Below are 16,468 nucleotides of genomic sequence, written 5' to 3'. Positions count from 1 at the left end.
GAAATTTTTTATGATTTTTATCAAATTTTTTATGAGTAAGGTTGTTGAGGGTGAGGCTTGAGAAAAGCTCAAAACCCAAACTCAACCCCCAATGTCACCGCCCGCTTGCGCCCCTGCACGATAAAATCAGCACCTTCCGACGCAGCCACGTAATCTTCATCCAGCAAATTGCGCACGCTGGCTTTGAGGGTGGTGCGCTTGTCCAGCTTCCATTCTGCCCCGGCATCGAGGCGCGTATAAGCGGGGGCATCAAAGCTGTTGGCATCATTCCCGGCGCGTTTGCCCACATGCACAGCGCCCAATGTCAGGTGAGTACGGGCATCCGGCGCATAATCCAGCATCAGTGAACCGCTGTGGCGCGGGGCATTGTGCAAGCGGTTGCCAGTATTGCCGTCGTTATTCTCGGTAATGCGGCTGTCGTTGTATTGATAGCCTGCTTGCAAATCCAGCTTCGGGGTAAGCGGCAATTTGAGGTTGGCCTCAATGCCTTGGGAACGGGTTTTGCCGGTCAGGATTTGTGCGCCCGGTTCGGTCGGGTCGCGGGTGGTCACGTTTTCCTGTTCAATTTGGTAAGTGCTCAGGCTGCCGCGTTTGCTGCGCACGCCGATTTCATGTTGTACCCCTTGGAGCGGGTCGAAAAAGTGGTCGTTTTTATCCATGCCGAGATTGGGGGCGAAGGATTCGTTGCGGCTGGCAAACGCCTGCCATTGCGGGTTTAGCTGCCACGTTGCGCCAAGGGATACCGAGGTATCGGCACTGGTCACTTCCTTGAACGACAGAGTTGGCGAGGTGTAATCAGCGTCGTAGTGGCTGCGGCGTATGCCTGCGGTAAGCCCGAGTTTGTCGCCAATATCGGCTTGGTGTCGCCAATACCAAGCGCGTTCCTCACGCAGGGTAGTCGCTTCACGCTTGGTCAGCTTGCTGGCATCTGGTAGAGCAAAGTCAAAACTTGGCTGGAAAATATCCAGTTGGAACAGCCCGGTGCGGTATTGGCGTTGCAGGTCGATTTCCACCGACTGCTGGCTGATGCCGAAACGGGTGTGGTGGCGGGTCGTGCCAAGGGCGTACTGGCGCGATAATTCCGCACGTAAGCCTTGCTGGGACTGCTCATATTGCGCATCACGGTAATACCCCGGCAAGCGGCTACCCGTGTCAGGCAGGTAGGCGAAACCGATCCAACGTTCATCGCGTTTGGCATCCACTTGGCTGGCTTGCAGCGAGGCTTCCCAGCCCTTGCCCAAGTCGCGGGTATAGGTCGTGCCGAAGCGCGTGACCCGGCGATCGGCAAACGAGCGCGGGTCAACATACGACACGTTGTACACGGGTGCGCCTTGGTAAAATACCGTGTCGAAATCGTATTCGCGATTTTGCCAGCCGTATTCCATCTCCAGTAGCAGGGATTGTTGCTCGGTTTGCCACAGCAGCGAAGGCATTAGGGTAAAACGGTCATCCCCCACATTGGCACGCCCGGTCTCGGCTTGTTGCCCCGCCATCACCAAACGCCCCGCCCAGTCTGGATTCGATAAGGGCTGATTGATGTCGAGCAGGGTATGGAATTGCTGGGGGGAGCCCGCGCTGAGGCTAATGCTACGCTGTTGTTTAAAGCTGGGTTTTTTGGTGAGGTAATTCACCGATCCGCCGGGTGAACCTGCGCCAAACAGCACCGAATCGCGCCCCTTACTAACTTCAATGCTGTCAAGCGTGGCGGGGTCACGCAGGTAAAAGCCTTGCACATCCAGCAAGCCATCCAGTGTCATAGCGCCATCCAGCGAATAGCCGCGCAGGTAAACGCTGCTACCAATACCCGCCTGATTGCGCCCGATTTGCACGCCGGGCAGGTAGTCGGCGACATCTTCCAGGCGGTCGCTGCCGATTTTGCTGGCATCGTCGGTTTTTAGCGTGGTGGTGTTGGGTGGCTGCTTGTGGGTAGGGCGGACGTTAACCGTCAAAGTATCCTTGCGCGTTTCCTCCCGCTTGTCGGCAGCTTCGCCGTAGCCGTTCACACAAAGCCCAGCGCTGATGCAGAGCAATGGGAGTGTGTAAGTGTTCTGTTTCACAAGGCAACGACTTTGACCAGACAGTACAGCCCGGTTAAGTTAGGAAATAGGATTTCACCCGCTTCATTGACACTTTTCCAGTGCGAAATGGTGGTACAGGCGAAATCCGGGGCGCGGAATATCACATGCAGGCGTACTTTCTCACCCGGTTCGGTGGTGGGGATGGGAATACTGTTTTCCAGTGGTTGTAAGCCGTATTGGAGTTTTTTCCCCTGATACTGCTCCGAGCCATTAAGCGCTTGGACACTAAGGTGTTCGTCCACGCATTGCAACCGCCAGTTCACCCACGGTTGTGAACCCAGATTGGCGACCTCCCAGACTTTCTCGAAGGTTTGCCCGACTTGGACGATGCTGTTATCGGGGTAGGTAATATCGGCAATAAATCCGCTGGCAATGGCCTGAGTATCGCCCACTTTGCTATGGCGACTGGGCAGGGCATTACCGTGGAAATAAAGGCGTAACATGCTGAGCGGGTGGGTTTCCAGCGTTTCTGCAATCTTGACCAAGGTGGAAAGCCGTGCTTCGGCAATATCGGCACACAATAATTTGTGCCATGTCTGTCGGGAAATGCCAGAATGCTTGGCAGCCGCAACCAACGTCATCTCTAACGTTTTTAGCCTTTCTTTCATATAGTTAGCTAAATCCAGTGCTGACATGGTGCCTTTCCCTTAACCCTTATCCTTTGCTGGTAATCTAGCACATCTAAACATCAAAGCCATACAGGGTATTTGGGATAAGGAGATAAGCAGGGATATGACAAAAGTCATGTTTTGATCATAAGTTCCTCAATTCTTTGCGTAAAATTTTACCAACATTGCTCTTCGGCAACGATGCTACAAACACCATTTTTTTCGGGCATTTGTAAGCGGAAAGCTCGTGGCGGCAATAAGCCCGCAATTCCTCTAATGTCAGGCTATCATCCTTTTTCACCACAAAAGCCTTGACGATTTCGCCGGAGTGTTCATCCGGCACGCCGATCACGCCAGCCTCCAGCACTTTGGGGTAGCTGGCGAGCACGTCTTCCACCTCATTCGGGTACACATTGAAACCGGACACCAGCACCATATCCTTGAGGCGATCCACCAGTTTGATGAACCCTTGTTCGTTGATGATTGCCACATCACCGGTGCGTAACCAGCCGTCACCTGCCATAACGTTGGCGGTTTCATCCGGGCGTTGCCAGTAACCTTGCATGACTTGTGGGCCACGCACCCACAATTCGCCTGCTTCGCCCACGTCCAGTTCATTGCCATCAACATCATGGATGGAAACCTCGGTGGAAGGAATCGGCAGCCCGATCATGCCGTTATAGTCGTGCAAGTCCACCGGGTTGATGGCTACAGCCGGGGACGTTTCGGTCAGGCCATAGGCTTCCAGCAAGGTCACACCGGTCAGGGCTTTCCAGCGTTCTGCCACGGCTTTTTGCACCGCCATGCCGCCGCCGAGGGAAATTTTCAGGCGTGAGAAGTCCACCTTGCCAATGTCAGCATGGTTCAGCAGGGCGTTGTACAGCGTGTTGACGCCAGTAATGTAGGTAAACGGTTCGTGCGCCAGATCCTTGATAAATGCGGGCAGGTCGCGAGGATTGGTGATCAGCACGTTTTTCGCCCCCATCTTCAGCGCAAACATGGCGTTCGCGGTCAGTGCAAACACGTGGTAAAGGGGGAGAGCGGTGATGACAATTTCTTTACCAGCGACCAAATCAGCCGTTGTCCACGCTTCTGCTTGCAGCATGTTGGCGATGATATTGCGGTGAGTCAGTGCCGCGCCTTTGGCAATGCCGGTCGTGCCGCCGGTGTATTGCAGGAAAGCAATGTCTTCATGCCCCGGTTCGGCATCCTTGAAGCGTGTGGCGTACTGCTTGCCTAGCGTCAGTGCTTGATTAAATTTGATGGCAGTTGGCAGCTTGAAGGCAGGTACCATCTTTTTTACGTATTTGACGACCAGATTCACCAGCAGCGACTTGGGAAAGCCAAACAGGTCGCCAATTTCAGTGGTGATGATGGTTTTGATCGGAACTTTATCCAGCACGTCTTGCAGCGTGTGAGCGAAGTTAGCCGTGATGACGATGGCCGTTGCGCCAGAATCCTTCAACTGATGTTCGAGTTCGCGGTCGGTATACAGCGGGTTGGTGTTGACGACCACCAGCCCTGCCCGCAACGCGCCGAACAGGGCAATCGGGTATTGCAACAGGTTGGGCATCATCAAGGCGATGCGCTCGCCCGGCTTCAGCCCCGCCCCGTGGATCAGGTAGGCGGCAAACTGGCGGGTGAGTTCATCCACTTGGTTATAGGTCAGCACCTTGCCCATATTGCTGAAGGCAGGAAGCGAGCCGTACTGTTTCACACTGCGTTGGAACAGGTCGACGAGTGAATGGTATTGATGGGTGTCAATCTCTGCCGGGACGTGTTTTGGGTAACTTTGTAACCATAGTTTGTCCATCTCCTCCTCCTTAATTTCTCAATGGCTTGCCAGTTTCCAACATGTGGCCGACTCGCGCCAGTGTTTCCGGTTTGCGCACCAGTTGGGTGAATTGCGCGTATTCCAGCGCCAGCAGGTCGTCTTCGCTCAGGGTATCGGTCATGTCCGTGTCGCCGCCGCTGAGGACGCTTGCCAGTGCTTGCGCAACGACGGCATCGTAAGGGGTGGCTTTGCCTTGGGCGCGGAAGTCGTTGACCGCCATTTCCATGGCTACGCGGGCAGTTGTGCCGGGCAGGTGAAACACGGGTGGCTCGGGTGGCTGGTAGCCTTCGACCATCGACAGAGCGCGGGCTTTGGCATCCGCCAGCAGGCGGTCGCGGTTCATGGTGATGCCGTCGGTGTGGCGCAGGAACAGGTAGTCTTTGGCTTCAAACGCGGATTTGGCGACGGTGGCGACGCTGATGATTTCAAAGCATTTCAGCACGGGCGGTAAAGGGCCACGCGGCATTCTGGGGTTGGTACTCCAGCGGTGCAGCATTTCCTTGCAGCCGCCCCAGCCGGGAATCAAACCGACGCCGGTTTCGACCAGCCCGACGTAGGTTTCGGCATGGGCTTGCAGGGCGTCGCAATGCAGCAGGATTTCACAGCCGCCACCCAGTGCCATGCCAAACGGTGCGCCGATGACCGGGAAGGGGGCGTATTTGAGGGTTTTGTAGGCTTGCTGACCGCCACTCACCATCTTGTCGACTTCATCCCAACCGCCGAGTTTGGCGGCGAACATGAGCAGGCCGAGGTTGGCACCTGCGGAGAAGTTGCTGCCTTCGTTGTAGATGACCAGCGCTTTGTGATTTTGCGGGATGAGTTCGACCGTTTCCTCGATCATTTCCAGAATCAGCGGGTCGAGGGAATTCATTTTGCTGTGGAATTCGAGGCAGGCGACGCCATCGCCGATGTCCCACAGGCTGGCGGCGTCGTTTTCTAGCAGCGGTTCGGCGTGGCGTTTGAGGTCGGCGAGGAGCAGGACACCGGGGGGGCGTTGGAGCGGTAGGTAAGAGCCGTCGGGTTGCAGGTAGAGGGTTTCGTTTTCGTTATGGCGATAGAAGCCATGTTCCCGCGCCATTGTCAGCAACGGTGGAACATCCTGCCCATCCGTCGCTAGTCGTTGTGCGAAATCATCCGCGCCCAACTGATCAATCAGTTCAAATGGTCCAAATTTCCAGTTGTAACCCAATTTCATGGCGGTGTTGACGGCGCAAATATCGTCAGCAATTTCTGGCACGAGTGCGGCGGCGTAGCGCAAGGTTTGCGACAGCACCCGCCACGCATATTGCCCGCCCTTGTCGGGGTGGGCAATGAGCGCTTGTAAACCGCCATCGCGGGCGGCTTTCACGCTGTCGAGTTTGGCGGGTTGGGAAGGGCTGTATTCGCCGGTTTGCAGGTCGATGGATTCTTTGATCTTTTGCCCGCTGTCGCGGTTGAGGCGGTAGAAACCGCCCTTGCCTTTGCGCCCGGTGTAGCCGGTGTCGATCATATTCTGGATCAATGGTGGAATCGTGGCTTTTTCGCGTAAGGGATCATCGGTTGGCAAACTGCGGTTCATGCTGCGCATCAAGTGCGGCATCAGGTCGATGCCCACCAGATCGGAAAGGCCGAACACGCCAGTTTTGGGAATACCCATCGGCCTGCCAACCACAGCATCGGCTTCTTCCACCGTTAGCCCCATGTCGATGGCTTCCTGAATCGCGGTTTGTATCCAGAAAATGCCGATGCGGTTGGCGATGAATCCGGGGGTGTCCTTGCACGGCACGACGCCTTTGCCGAGTTTGAAATCGCAGAATTGGCTGATTTTTTCTACCGCGTCCTGATCGGTTTGCTCGCTGGTGACGATTTCCAGCAGGCGCATGTAGCGCGGCGGGTTGAAGAAATGGGTGATCATGAAGTGCGCGGCGAAGTCTTCCGGCAAGCCTGCTACCAGTTCGTGCAGCGGGATGGAGGAGGTGTTGGAGGAAACGATCGCGTCAGCTTTACGCACAGCCGCCAGCTTGCGGTACAAGTCTTGCTTGATGGCGAGGCGTTCGACGATGGCTTCGATGATCCAGTCGCAGTCGGCGAGTTGCGGCAAGTCGTCTTCGATATTGCCGGGGGTGACGAGGCGGGCGTTCTTTTTGTGCATGAACGGCGCGGGGTCGGCCTTGAGCAGCTTGGCGAGGGCGGTGTTGGCAATTTGGCTGCGGTCGCTTGCGCCTTCTGGCACGATGTCGAGCAGCAGGACGGGGATTCCAGCGTTGGCGATGTGGGCGGCGATGCCTGCACCCATGACGCCTGCGCCAATCACGGCAACGTTGTGGATGTTCATGACACAGCCTCCAGAATGGTGGCGATGCCTTGCCCGCCGCCGATGCATTGGGTGGCTAGGGCGAATTGTTTGCCTTCACGTTTGAGCAGGGCGGCGGCTTTGCCGGTGATGCGTGCGCCGGTTGCGCCGAGCGGGTGGCCGAGGGCGATAGCGCCGCCGTCGAGGTTGATTTTCGTGATGTCGAGGTCGAGGTCGCGGATGCAGGCGATGGATTGCGAGGCAAAGGCTTCGTTAAGTTCGATGATGTCGAGGTCGGCGACACTTAGCCCGGCGCGTTGCAGGGCTTTCTGGGTGGAAAGGATTGGCCCTAGCCCCATGGTTTCGGGGGCGCAGCCGGAAATGGCGATGCTGCGAATGCGGGCGAGGATGGGTAAGCCGTGGGCGTTGGCGAAGTCTTCGCTGCATACTAGCGTGGCGGATGCGCCGTCGGTGAGTGGGGAGGCGGTTCCGGCGGTGACAGTGCCGTGTTCGTCGAAGGCCAGTCGTAAGCCCGCCAGCCCTTCCAACGAGGTGTCGGGGCGCAGGCAGCCGTCTTGCGTGACCTTGGCGACGGGGATGATTTCGTCGGCAAGTTTGCCAGCAGCTTGGGCGGCAGCGGCTTTTTGTTGGCTGGTGACGGCGAAGGCTTCCTGTTCCACACGGGAAATGGCGTATTGTTTCGCTACGATTTCGGCGGTTTGTCCCATGCCGATGTAGGCGGCGGGCAGTTTCTCGTAGAGGTGCGGATTGGGTGAAGGGTTGAAGCCAGTCATGGGGATGCGGGTCATGGATTCGACCCCGGCGCAGATGAAGGCGTTTCCGGCGTTCATCTGGATAGCTCCGGCGGCTTGGTGGATGGCTTGCATGGAGGAGCCGCAGAAGCGGTTGACGGTGACGCCGCCGACAGCTTGCGGCAAGCCTGCCATTAGCACGATCAGCCGTGCCATGTTGAAACCTTGCTCGCCTTCGGGGAAAGCGCAACCGAGGATCAGGTCTTCGATTTCAGTGCCATCGACGCCGGTTTTCGCCAGCAGGCCGAGGACGGCGGCAGTCGCCAGATCGTCGGGGCGGACTTTGGTAAACGCGCCCTTGTGGGCGAGGGTAAACGGGGTGCGGGTGTACCCGGCAATGACGACGTTTTTCATAAGACTCCTCCTTAGGTGGGCATTTCGGAGTCGGGCAGATGCGATAGGCATTCCGTTTCGATGCGGGTTAGCTCTTGCAAGGTTTGCGCCAGATCTTCCTGTTGCTGGCGTAGCACCTTGACTTTTGCTTGTACCTTGTCCAACAGGTAGCGCAACTGGCTGGCGTGGGCGGGGTCGCATTCGGCGTGGTAGAGGGCGAGAAATTCGCCGATGTCTTCCAGCGAAAAGCCGAGGCGTTTGCCGCGCAGGATGAGGATCAACCGCGCTTTGTCCTGATAGTTGTAGACGCGGTTTGCACCGACCCGCTGGGGCTGGAGTAGCCCTTTGTCTTCGTAAAACCGGATCGTGCGGGTGGTGACGCCACATTCATCTGCCAGTTCGGAGATGCTCCACAGTTTCTGCTCCATAATCACTCCTTTGGATGAATACTAGAACTGCTTAACGTTAACGTCAAATGCCTGACGTTTTGTGGTGTTAACGGGCAGATGGACGCAGCATTTGGATGTGGGGAATGCCTTCTTCGAGGTATTCGTCGCCGATGATGGTGAAGCCGAGGTTTTCGTAAAAGGATTGAAGGTAGGATTGGGCGCTGATGCGGATGGACTGGCCGGGGTAGATGTCGGCGATGGTGTCGATGGCGACTTGCATGATGCGCTTGCCGAGTCCGGTGCGGCGGTAGGCTTGGGTGGTCAGGACTCTGCCGATGGCGGGTTCGGGGTACTTTTCGCCGGGGTCGACGACGCGCAGGTAAGCGGCGACTTTGCCATCATGCAGAGCCGTCAGGTGCCAGGAATGGGTGTCGTGTTCGTCAGCGTCCGGGCAGCAGATGTGTTGCTCGGCGATGAAGACGGTTTGGCGGGCGAGTGTGATGGCGTGGAGTTCGAGGCTGGAAAGGGTTTCCAGTCGGCTCCAGTGGAAGTTGATGTTGTTCATGAGGTTGAGTCCAGACATTAGTTACGCTTTCACCAAACGTGATTCCAGCCATTTAGCACGCTTGTTCACAAATTTGGTAATACTGGCCATCAGGGGATTGCCTTCTGCCCCCAATGTTTTTGCTACGGGCTGAATCGTGTCCAATACCCGTTTGCCCAGTATCAAACTGCGTTTTTGCAACAGAGAAAAATTGATACCAGCTTCATCAGCAAACCGCTGCCAATGCCGATGCTGCACCCACTCAGGCCGGTATTCGCCGCCAATCGCCATCGCCATGCGCGTATCCAGTTGCGGATAAGCGCTGGTACACAGCAGGTCATACAAGGGCGCAAGCTGCAAACGGTTGCCCGCACCCACCAACATCGCCAGATTTTTGGCATGGGCATCAGCATTACCGATCAGGTAATTGAACACTACCCAATCCAGCACTTGTAGGCGGTCACGCCCCGGAACGCTGGCGTAATGGCAAAAGGCTTCGTTCAATACCGAATCGGGGAAAGTTTTCTGCGGCTGGATGGCGGGCTTGAGGATATGGGTGGAAGCTGCTCCATTCATCGGTAACTGAAACTGCCCATCGGCGTAATGTACCGGGATTTTGTCCTGCGCTCCAGCTAGCGACAGGCGCAATTCCCCATGTTGAAACAGTAGCGGCAAATGATCCGCCAAGCGTTCCAAATCAGCGTGGATATTTTCAACGGGATAGGGCTGGTAAGCAGGCTGGCGTTGACGGATGTTACCTTCTGGCACGATGGAAAATGCGCCTGCGGTGTCTTCACCGAAGGCGGTTAATTGCGCGAATATATCACCTCGCGGCAGGCGTTTGAGTTTCAGGATCGCATCCAGCACCGCTCCTTCCGGCAACAGGTTGCTGAAGAAAAACAGCACATCATCGCCGCGCCGTATTTGCAGGCCGAGTGACAGGTGTGGGGTGAGAGGAAAGGCATTGGGCGATTGCGCCCAGCTTGCGGCGTATTGGAAGCATAATTCTCGCGATTCGCTCCATAGTTGCCCGACTGTTGCGTTGCCGTAGAGCACTTGCAGCATATCAGCGCTCCTGTGCGGTGAGTTGTAACCCCAGTGCCATCAGCACGCGGCACGCCTTGCCCAGTGTTACGCCCGGTTTGCCGTTTTCAAGCTGGATCACCAGTTCGCGCCCAACGCCGGAAACCAGCGCCAGTTCTTCCTGCGTCATGCCGTTGGCAAGGCGGGTATGGCGAATGTGGTCGCCCAAGGATAGCAAGGCAGGGTCATTGCCAGTGCTGGCGTGGCTGCGGCGCTTGGTTTGGATGTCGCTGATGTCCGACATTGTAGTTTTCCAGAATGCTGAAAACAGGAAAGTCTGTTATCGCCAACTTTCAAGGAAAAGTGGCATTAAGTCAAGAGGATGTCTGTTATCGGCGACATAGCATTGTAATCATGCGCAACCCGCCGAATCTTCCCATCCCGCTGCAAAAACAGCGACGGAAAACTGTTCCCGCCAATTCTCCGCGCCAGCGCCATCTCTGCCAGCAACGCTTGCTGGGTGGTTTCTGCATTCAGGTCACGGGCGAAAGCCGCCACATCCAACCCAATTTGCTGCGCCAGTGCGCACAAGGTGTCGGTGTCAGATGGATTCTGCGCGTGCCGGTAGTAAGCATCCTGAATCGCGTGGATCATGGCGATTTCGCCATCCTGCCCCTGTTCACGTGCCAACAGCACTGCACGGCAAGCCGGGTAAGTAGAGCGGCGCGGTTGGCATTGTTCCCAAAAAGCGAAGTTGAACACCGTGCCGGGAACACTCTGGATGATTTTGTGCCATTGGCTTTGCACATAAGCGCGAGTTTCCGGCGGCATTGGCTGGTCGGAATCAGGTGCAAGTCCGCCGAGCACGTATTGCACGCGGATAGTGGCAGGCAATTGCTGCTGGATTTGCATCCATATCGGGCGGAAGGCATAACACCAACTGCACATGGGGTCGTGAACGTAATAGAGGATGGTTTCGGGTGACATACTACAAACCTGCTGGGCAATTTTCCTTTATACTATTTTTCCAAGAATAATGTTTTTAGGGAGAACCATGCGTGAGTGCACTTTACCCACCCATTCGTGACAATGGAAATTTCTATCTGCGCGTCGATGATGTACATGAGCTTTATGTGGAAGAGTGCGGCGTGCCGGATGGCTTGCCCGTCGTGTTTCTGCATGGCGGCCCCGGTTCGGGGTGTGAGCCGTGGCATCGGCAATTTTTTGACCCTAACCGTTACCGCATTATCCTGTTTGACCAGCGCGGTTGCGGGCGTTCGCGGCCTCATGCCTCGTTAGAGCGCAATACGACGTGGGATTTGGTGGCGGATATGGAGCTGATCCGTGAACATCTAGGCATTGATCAGTGGGTGTTGTTTGGGGGGTCGTGGGGTTCGACGCTGGCACTGGCGTATGCGGAAACCCATCCAGAAAGGGTTGCTGGGATGATTTTGCGCGGTATTTTTCTGTGCCGCCAGCAGGATATTGATTGGTTTTACCAGTTGGGGCAGGGCATTGAGCGGATTTACCCCGATTACTGGCAGGATTACCTTGCGCCGATTCCCGAAGCAGAGCGCGGCGATATGGTGAAGGCGTATTACCAGCGCTTGATTGGTGAAAACGAGATTGCGCGGATGCAGGCGGCGAAAGCCTGGTCAACGTGGGAAGCACGTTGCGCTAATTTGCAACAAAAGGAAGCGGTGCTGTCGCATTTTACTGACCCGTACACGGCGATGAGTGTGGCGCGACTTGAGGCGCACTATTTCATCAATAAAGGCTTTTTGGCGCCTGACCAGCTTTTGAAAAATGCGGCGCGGATTGCGCATTTGCCGGGCAGCATTATCCACGGGCGTTACGACATGATTTGCCCACTGGAACAGGCCGTGGCTTTGCATGAGGTGTGGCCGAATGCGGATTTCCACATTATTCCTGACAGTGGCCATGCGGCGAGTGAGGCGGGCATCCAGCAAGCCTTGGTGCAGGCTACTGATGCTTTGGTGGAACATCTGGAATGATTGGGCTGATCCAGCGCGTTTCCCGCGCACAGGTGGATATTGAGGGCGTGAGCGTTGCTCAGATTGGGCGGGGTATTACGCTGTTGTTGGGGGTGGAAAAGGCTGATACGCCTGCAACGGCTGAGCGTTTGCTGGAGCGAGTGCTGGGCTACCGTATTTTCCCCGATGCGCAGGGCAAGATGAATTTGTCGTTACGGGAAGTGGCGGGCGGTTTGTTGATTGTGCCGCAATTTACCTTGCCTGCGGATACCCGCAAGGGGACGCGCCCGAGTTTTACCCCCGCCGCGCCGCCGGATCAGGGACGTGCGCTGTTTGAGTATTTTACCGATAAAGCGCGATGCCAGCTTGAAGGGGTGCAAACCGGAGTGTTTTCAGCCGATATGCAGGTTTCCTTGACCAATGATGGCCCGGTGACATTCTGGTTGCAGGTGTAAAAATAACGTCTATCCTCTGTAGGTTGATGATGAGGGTGGCGGCATTTATAATAAACAATCAGCATTTGTCAATAAAGCCCCTTATTGCAGTTGATCGGGTCATCCTGTCGCTACATCCTGACAATCAGGTAAGGTGCGCGGGTGTATGTTAAAAAGTGTCAGTGCTTTATGGAAATTGTCTGGAGCGGCATGTAATGTCTTCTGAAATGTCTTCTACTATCAAACGGATGGAAGGGCAGCCGGTGTTGTTTACAGCACGCCCTACCCGTTTGTCATTACAACAACTGAACTTTGGTGAAGACCACTATCGGGCGGTCACGGTAAATGTTTGGCGCAACCATGCGCTGGAGTCTATCATTAGTTTGGCGAACCCGTATTTTGCGTTTGGGCGTTGGCAAGTGGCCTTCAATTTTGGGGATTACGATGATTCCCTGATGTTTGCTGGGCACGCCCCGGCCGATATTGAACTGTTATGGCTGGATAGCAGCCGCTATCTGGAAAATACCGATTTTGCGTCGTGGAGCGAATGGCTGTTGACCCGTTTGGGTGTACTGCGTTCTACCTCGACCGCGCCGATTATTGTGGCCACTTGGTTGCAAAACCCTGAGCAGCGCCAGCAGATGCAGGCATTGGTTGATACCTTGCCAGACATTTACTTTGCTGATATTGGTAGCGCTTGTCGTGAGGTGGGTGTTGCGTTGCTGGATATGCGGATTGCAGTTGCGACAGGTTCGCCAGTCAGCAATGCTGCCCAAGCAGTATTGGCACGCAAGCTGGCTTGCCATTGGCTTCCGGCAGCAATTTCCCCGCCGATTAAAGCCTTGGCGCTGGATCTGGATAATACCTTGCACAAAGGGATTCTGGGCGAAGATGGGGTTCAGGGTGTGGAATTGACCCCACAGCACATTGCTTTGCAAGCCTCCATTAAAGCTTTGCAGCAGAAAGGTATCTTTCTGGCGTTGGTATCACGCAATGAGCGTGTCGACGTGGAGGAACTGTTTGCCAAACGTGATGATTTTCCGCTGAAATGGGATGATTTTGCGGCAACAGAAGTGTCATGGGGCGACAAGGCCAGTGCGATTGCCCGGGTGGCGCAAGCTTTGCGGATTGCCCCGGATGCGGTGCTGTTCGTGGATGATAACCTTGGTGAGTTGGTGGCTGTTACCAGTCAGTTGCCTACCGTTCACGCGATTCATGCTCACGACAATGCCGAGCTGACCCAGCGGGCGCTGGAATATTACCCCGGTTTGTGGCGCTGGAAAGTCACTGCCGATGACGTGAAGCGTAATCAGGATATGAAGGCGAATGCCTTGCGTGAATCCTTGCTCACTGAGGTAACTGACCCGGAAGAATATTTACGTAACCTGCAAGTGTCGTTGACCTTCAATCATTCCCCACAGGAACATTTGTCGCGTCTGGCTGATTTGTGCAAAAAGACTAATCAGTTTAATCTGGCGATGCGGCGATTTAGCCTGTCGGAAATCACCGAGCGTCACCAGAGTGATAATGCTTGTGTCGCTTGCGTGCAATTGAAAGACCGCCTGTCAGATAGTGGTATTATCGCTGTCATGGTTGCCGAACGTCACGGTGATTTGCTGGTTATTGAGGAACTGTGCATCAGTTGCCGCGCATTAGGGCGTCAATTGGAAGACACGTTGGTGTTATGGACTATCCGCCAGATGCCACAATTCCAGACCTGTCAGCAGGTTGCTTTCCGTGTCCAGCATGGCCCACGTAACCAGCCCGCCGTTGCGTGGTTGGCCGGGCATCTGGAAATGGCACCTGATGCCGTTCAAGAAGGGCTGAACGGTATCCCGAAACACAAACTTGAACAGTTTACGCCTGTACAAAGCGTCAAATTAACCGAGGAATAACAAAATATGGATGCAGATAAAGTTAAGGCTACCTTACAGGCAGCTATTGTTGCTGTATTGGGCAAGCCTTTACCCAGTGGTGAAGAGGCATGGCTGACAATGAATGGTCGCCGCGACTGGGATTCCCTCAAGCAGGTCGAAATCCTGTTGATGCTGGAAGAGGAGTTTGGTATCCGTTATACCGAAGAAGAATTCGCGCAATTGGATACGGCGGCTGACATCGTGGCATTGACCGTGTGTAAATGTAACGAGGATTCTTCAGCCCCTAACCCTGACGATGACTTATTTAGTTATTATTAAAACCCAGTGCACTGTATGAATTACCTAAGGGGCAAGCATGGCTCGTTTTGATGAAATACTGGTTGGGCAAGTGGCCGAACTGGAACACGTCGTCACCGAAAAAGATTTGGAACGCTTTGTTGAGTTGAGCGGCGATGATAACCGCCTGCACGTGGATGCTGATTATGCAGCCCGCACCAGCTTCAAGAAGCCGGTGGCGCATGGCATGTTAGGGGTGTCATTCATCTCGACCATTATTGGGACACGTTTGCCGGGTGACGGGGCGCTGTGGTTCTCCCAGAGTCTTGAGTTTTTGCTGCCCGTTAGGGTCGGTGACACCTTGTTGGTGCGTGCCGAAGTGCTGAGCAAGGCGGATCGTACCCAGGTTATTGAACTGCAAACCGATATTTTCAACCAGAACCGCCAGAAAGTGACCACGGGTATCGCCAAGGTCAAAGTGGTGGAGTTTGAAGAGGATGTGTCGATTGAGCCAGAACCACCGCGCCCGGTTGCTTTGGTGGTGGGTGGCTCAGGTGGCATGGGCAGTGCGGTATGCCGTAGCCTTGCAGCCGCCGGGTTTGATGTGGCCGTACATGGCTTTACCCAAATGGATAAAGCTGCTGCCATTGCGCGTGAAGTCGAAACGGCAGGGCAAAAAACGGTAATCGTGAGTGCGGATATTCGTGACGAGGCCGCTGTTGCCAATATGGTGCATCACGTCAAACGTCACTTGGGTAATATTACGGTGCTGGTGAATTGCACGACAGCTTCCATGGCTCCTATCCGTTGGACGGATGTGTTGTGGAAAGATTTTGACGCGCATTTGCAAACGGCATTGCAAGGGGCTTTCCATTTGGTGCGTCATGTCACGCCACAAATGGAAGCGGTGGGTTACGGTAAAATCATCCATATCAGTGCGCAAATGCTGGATACCCCGATGGGGAATCAGTTGCCGTTTATTACCGCGAAAGCCGCTTTGGAAGGTTTTAGCCATGCGTTGGCGATTGAATTGGCTTCCAGTGGTATCCGCGTGAATATGGTTGCCCCCGGCATGACCGATACCGCGCAAATGTCAGAAGTGCCTGAGCGTATTCGCTTGATGGCTGCTGCACGTGTGCCGTTACGCCGTTTGGCTAAACCGGACGATATTGCCGGTGTCGTTACCTTCCTCGCTTCGCGCCAATCAGATTACCTGACGGGCGAAACTATCCGCGTTAACGGCGGACAGGTTATGTCCTGATTTTTAGTAAAGGATTTCTCATGTTTAAGTCCATCGTACTGTTTTTTGATAACGTACTTAGAAGTCTCATCCGCAATTTGGGCGGTTCTGTCGGGCGTTCGTTACGCTATATGTATTACAGTCGCCGTTTGGGGAGTTGCGGTAAAAACGTCATTATTGATGAAGGCGTCATTATTCAAGGTTCGCGTGATATTCACTTGGGCGATGATGTTTGGATTGACCGTTATTGCATCCTGATGGCAGGTAAAGTGCCGTTGGAAGAGGGCGCAAAAGTGCTGACTAACCCGAATTATCAGCACGACATCGGTGAATTGCATATCGGCAATAATGTCCATATTACCCCGTATTCCTTGATTCAGGCGCATGGTGGTGTCCAGATCGGTAATGATTGTGGCACGGGTTCCGGCGCAAAAATTTACTCGCTGACCAATCTGCCGACGGATTCTGGGAAACCTGATCGCCGCGTTTGTTATAGTTGGGGTGGAGAATTGGCACAACTGTCAGCACCGATTGTGATTGGTAATAACGTTGGGATCGGTCTGGGTGCAGTGATTTTGCCTGCGGTGACCATCGAAAACGAATGTTTTGTGGCACCTTATTCCATCGTTATGAGTCCGATTAAAGAAAATAGTTTTGTTTCCGGGAATCCTGCCCGTAAGATTAAAGAGCGTTTTCCTGTGGCGGAGGCTGAAGCCGCTAAAGCAGAATAAATAGTTTGAAAACTGGAGGATTG

Annotated in this window: 16 protein-coding genes; 6 read left to right on the top strand and 10 right to left on the bottom strand. The window is 54.8% G+C overall.

The genetic code is table 11. The features are described 5' to 3' along the window. Nucleotides 1–68: 68 nt before the first annotated feature. From J9253_RS13395 to J9253_RS13350, 10 genes are all read right to left on the bottom strand, one after another. Nucleotides 69–2,057, bottom strand: coding sequence for a TonB-dependent receptor (locus tag J9253_RS13395; protein ID WP_210221438.1), 1,989 nt, complete (start codon nucleotides 2,055–2,057; stop codon nucleotides 69–71). Further along, on the bottom strand, nucleotides 2,054–2,713 hold the full coding sequence (locus tag J9253_RS13390; RefSeq protein ID WP_210221437.1) for an NBR1-Ig-like domain-containing protein: 660 nt from the start codon (nucleotides 2,711–2,713) through the stop codon (nucleotides 2,054–2,056). Before J9253_RS13390 ends, J9253_RS13395 begins: the two co-directional genes overlap by 4 nt. Nucleotides 2,714–2,831: 118 nt before the next feature. Then, entirely contained in the window at nucleotides 2,832–4,499 is a 1,668-nt protein-coding gene (locus tag J9253_RS13385) for an AMP-binding protein (RefSeq protein WP_210221436.1), read from the bottom strand. 10 nt (nucleotides 4,500–4,509) lie between these two features. After that, on the bottom strand, nucleotides 4,510–6,834 hold the full coding sequence (locus J9253_RS13380) for a 3-hydroxyacyl-CoA dehydrogenase/enoyl-CoA hydratase family protein (RefSeq protein WP_210221435.1): 2,325 nt from the start codon (nucleotides 6,832–6,834) through the stop codon (nucleotides 4,510–4,512). Beyond that, a complete protein-coding gene (locus J9253_RS13375) occupies nucleotides 6,831–7,958 on the bottom strand; it encodes a thiolase family protein (protein ID WP_210221434.1) in 1,128 nt (375 codons plus the stop codon). The genes J9253_RS13380 and J9253_RS13375 overlap by 4 nt, the downstream gene beginning before the upstream one ends. An 11-nt stretch (nucleotides 7,959–7,969) precedes the next feature. Next, nucleotides 7,970–8,365, bottom strand: a complete 396-nt coding sequence (locus tag J9253_RS13370; protein ID WP_038141501.1) for a MerR family transcriptional regulator — start codon at nucleotides 8,363–8,365, stop codon at nucleotides 7,970–7,972. Between the two features lie 67 nt (nucleotides 8,366–8,432). Continuing rightward, nucleotides 8,433–8,891, bottom strand: a complete 459-nt coding sequence (locus tag J9253_RS13365) for a GNAT family N-acetyltransferase (protein WP_210221433.1) — start codon at nucleotides 8,889–8,891, stop codon at nucleotides 8,433–8,435. Between the two features lie 21 nt (nucleotides 8,892–8,912). Further along, nucleotides 8,913–9,935, bottom strand: a complete 1,023-nt coding sequence (locus tag J9253_RS13360) for a HipA domain-containing protein (RefSeq protein ID WP_210221432.1) — start codon at nucleotides 9,933–9,935, stop codon at nucleotides 8,913–8,915. A gap of 1 nt (nucleotide 9,936) precedes the next feature. Continuing rightward, nucleotides 9,937–10,197 carry a helix-turn-helix domain-containing protein gene (locus J9253_RS13355; RefSeq protein WP_210221431.1) on the bottom strand — a complete coding sequence of 87 codons (261 nt, stop codon included), beginning with the start codon at nucleotides 10,195–10,197 and terminating at the stop codon, nucleotides 9,937–9,939. A 65-nt stretch (nucleotides 10,198–10,262) separates the two neighbouring features. After that, nucleotides 10,263–10,880, bottom strand: a complete 618-nt coding sequence (locus J9253_RS13350; RefSeq protein ID WP_210221430.1) for a DsbA family protein — start codon at nucleotides 10,878–10,880, stop codon at nucleotides 10,263–10,265. Nucleotides 10,881–10,951: 71 nt separating this feature from the next. Between J9253_RS13350 and pip the strand changes: the two genes are divergently transcribed. The 6 genes from pip (at nucleotide 10,952) to J9253_RS13320 (ending at nucleotide 16,445) form a co-directional block, all read left to right on the top strand. Beyond that, nucleotides 10,952–11,908 carry a prolyl aminopeptidase gene (gene pip / locus J9253_RS13345; RefSeq protein ID WP_210221429.1) on the top strand — a complete coding sequence of 319 codons (957 nt, stop codon included), beginning with the start codon at nucleotides 10,952–10,954 and terminating at the stop codon, nucleotides 11,906–11,908. After that, nucleotides 11,905–12,342, top strand: coding sequence for a D-aminoacyl-tRNA deacylase (gene dtd, locus J9253_RS13340; RefSeq protein ID WP_210221428.1), 438 nt, complete (start codon nucleotides 11,905–11,907; stop codon nucleotides 12,340–12,342). Before pip ends, dtd begins: the two co-directional genes overlap by 4 nt. 194 nt (nucleotides 12,343–12,536) lie before the next feature. Further along, entirely contained in the window at nucleotides 12,537–14,216 is a 1,680-nt protein-coding gene (locus tag J9253_RS13335; RefSeq protein WP_210221427.1) for an HAD-IIIC family phosphatase, read from the top strand. A 6-nt stretch (nucleotides 14,217–14,222) separates the two neighbouring features. After that, nucleotides 14,223–14,516 carry an acyl carrier protein gene (locus J9253_RS13330; protein ID WP_038141505.1) on the top strand — a complete coding sequence of 98 codons (294 nt, stop codon included), beginning with the start codon at nucleotides 14,223–14,225 and terminating at the stop codon, nucleotides 14,514–14,516. 37 nt (nucleotides 14,517–14,553) lie between these two features. Beyond that, entirely contained in the window at nucleotides 14,554–15,735 is a 1,182-nt protein-coding gene (locus J9253_RS13325) for an SDR family oxidoreductase (RefSeq protein WP_028489639.1), read from the top strand. Between the two features lie 20 nt (nucleotides 15,736–15,755). Beyond that, complete coding sequence (locus J9253_RS13320) at nucleotides 15,756–16,445, top strand: acyltransferase (RefSeq protein ID WP_210221426.1); 690 nt, start codon at nucleotides 15,756–15,758, stop codon at nucleotides 16,443–16,445. The last annotated feature ends 23 nt before the right edge of the window (nucleotides 16,446–16,468 follow it).

This window comes from Thiothrix litoralis, assembly GCF_017901135.1.
GTDB lineage: Bacteria > Pseudomonadota > Gammaproteobacteria > Thiotrichales > Thiotrichaceae > Thiothrix > Thiothrix litoralis.
Note: the sequence above shows the minus strand (reverse complement) of the source record. Positions and strands in the feature narration are given on the sequence as shown.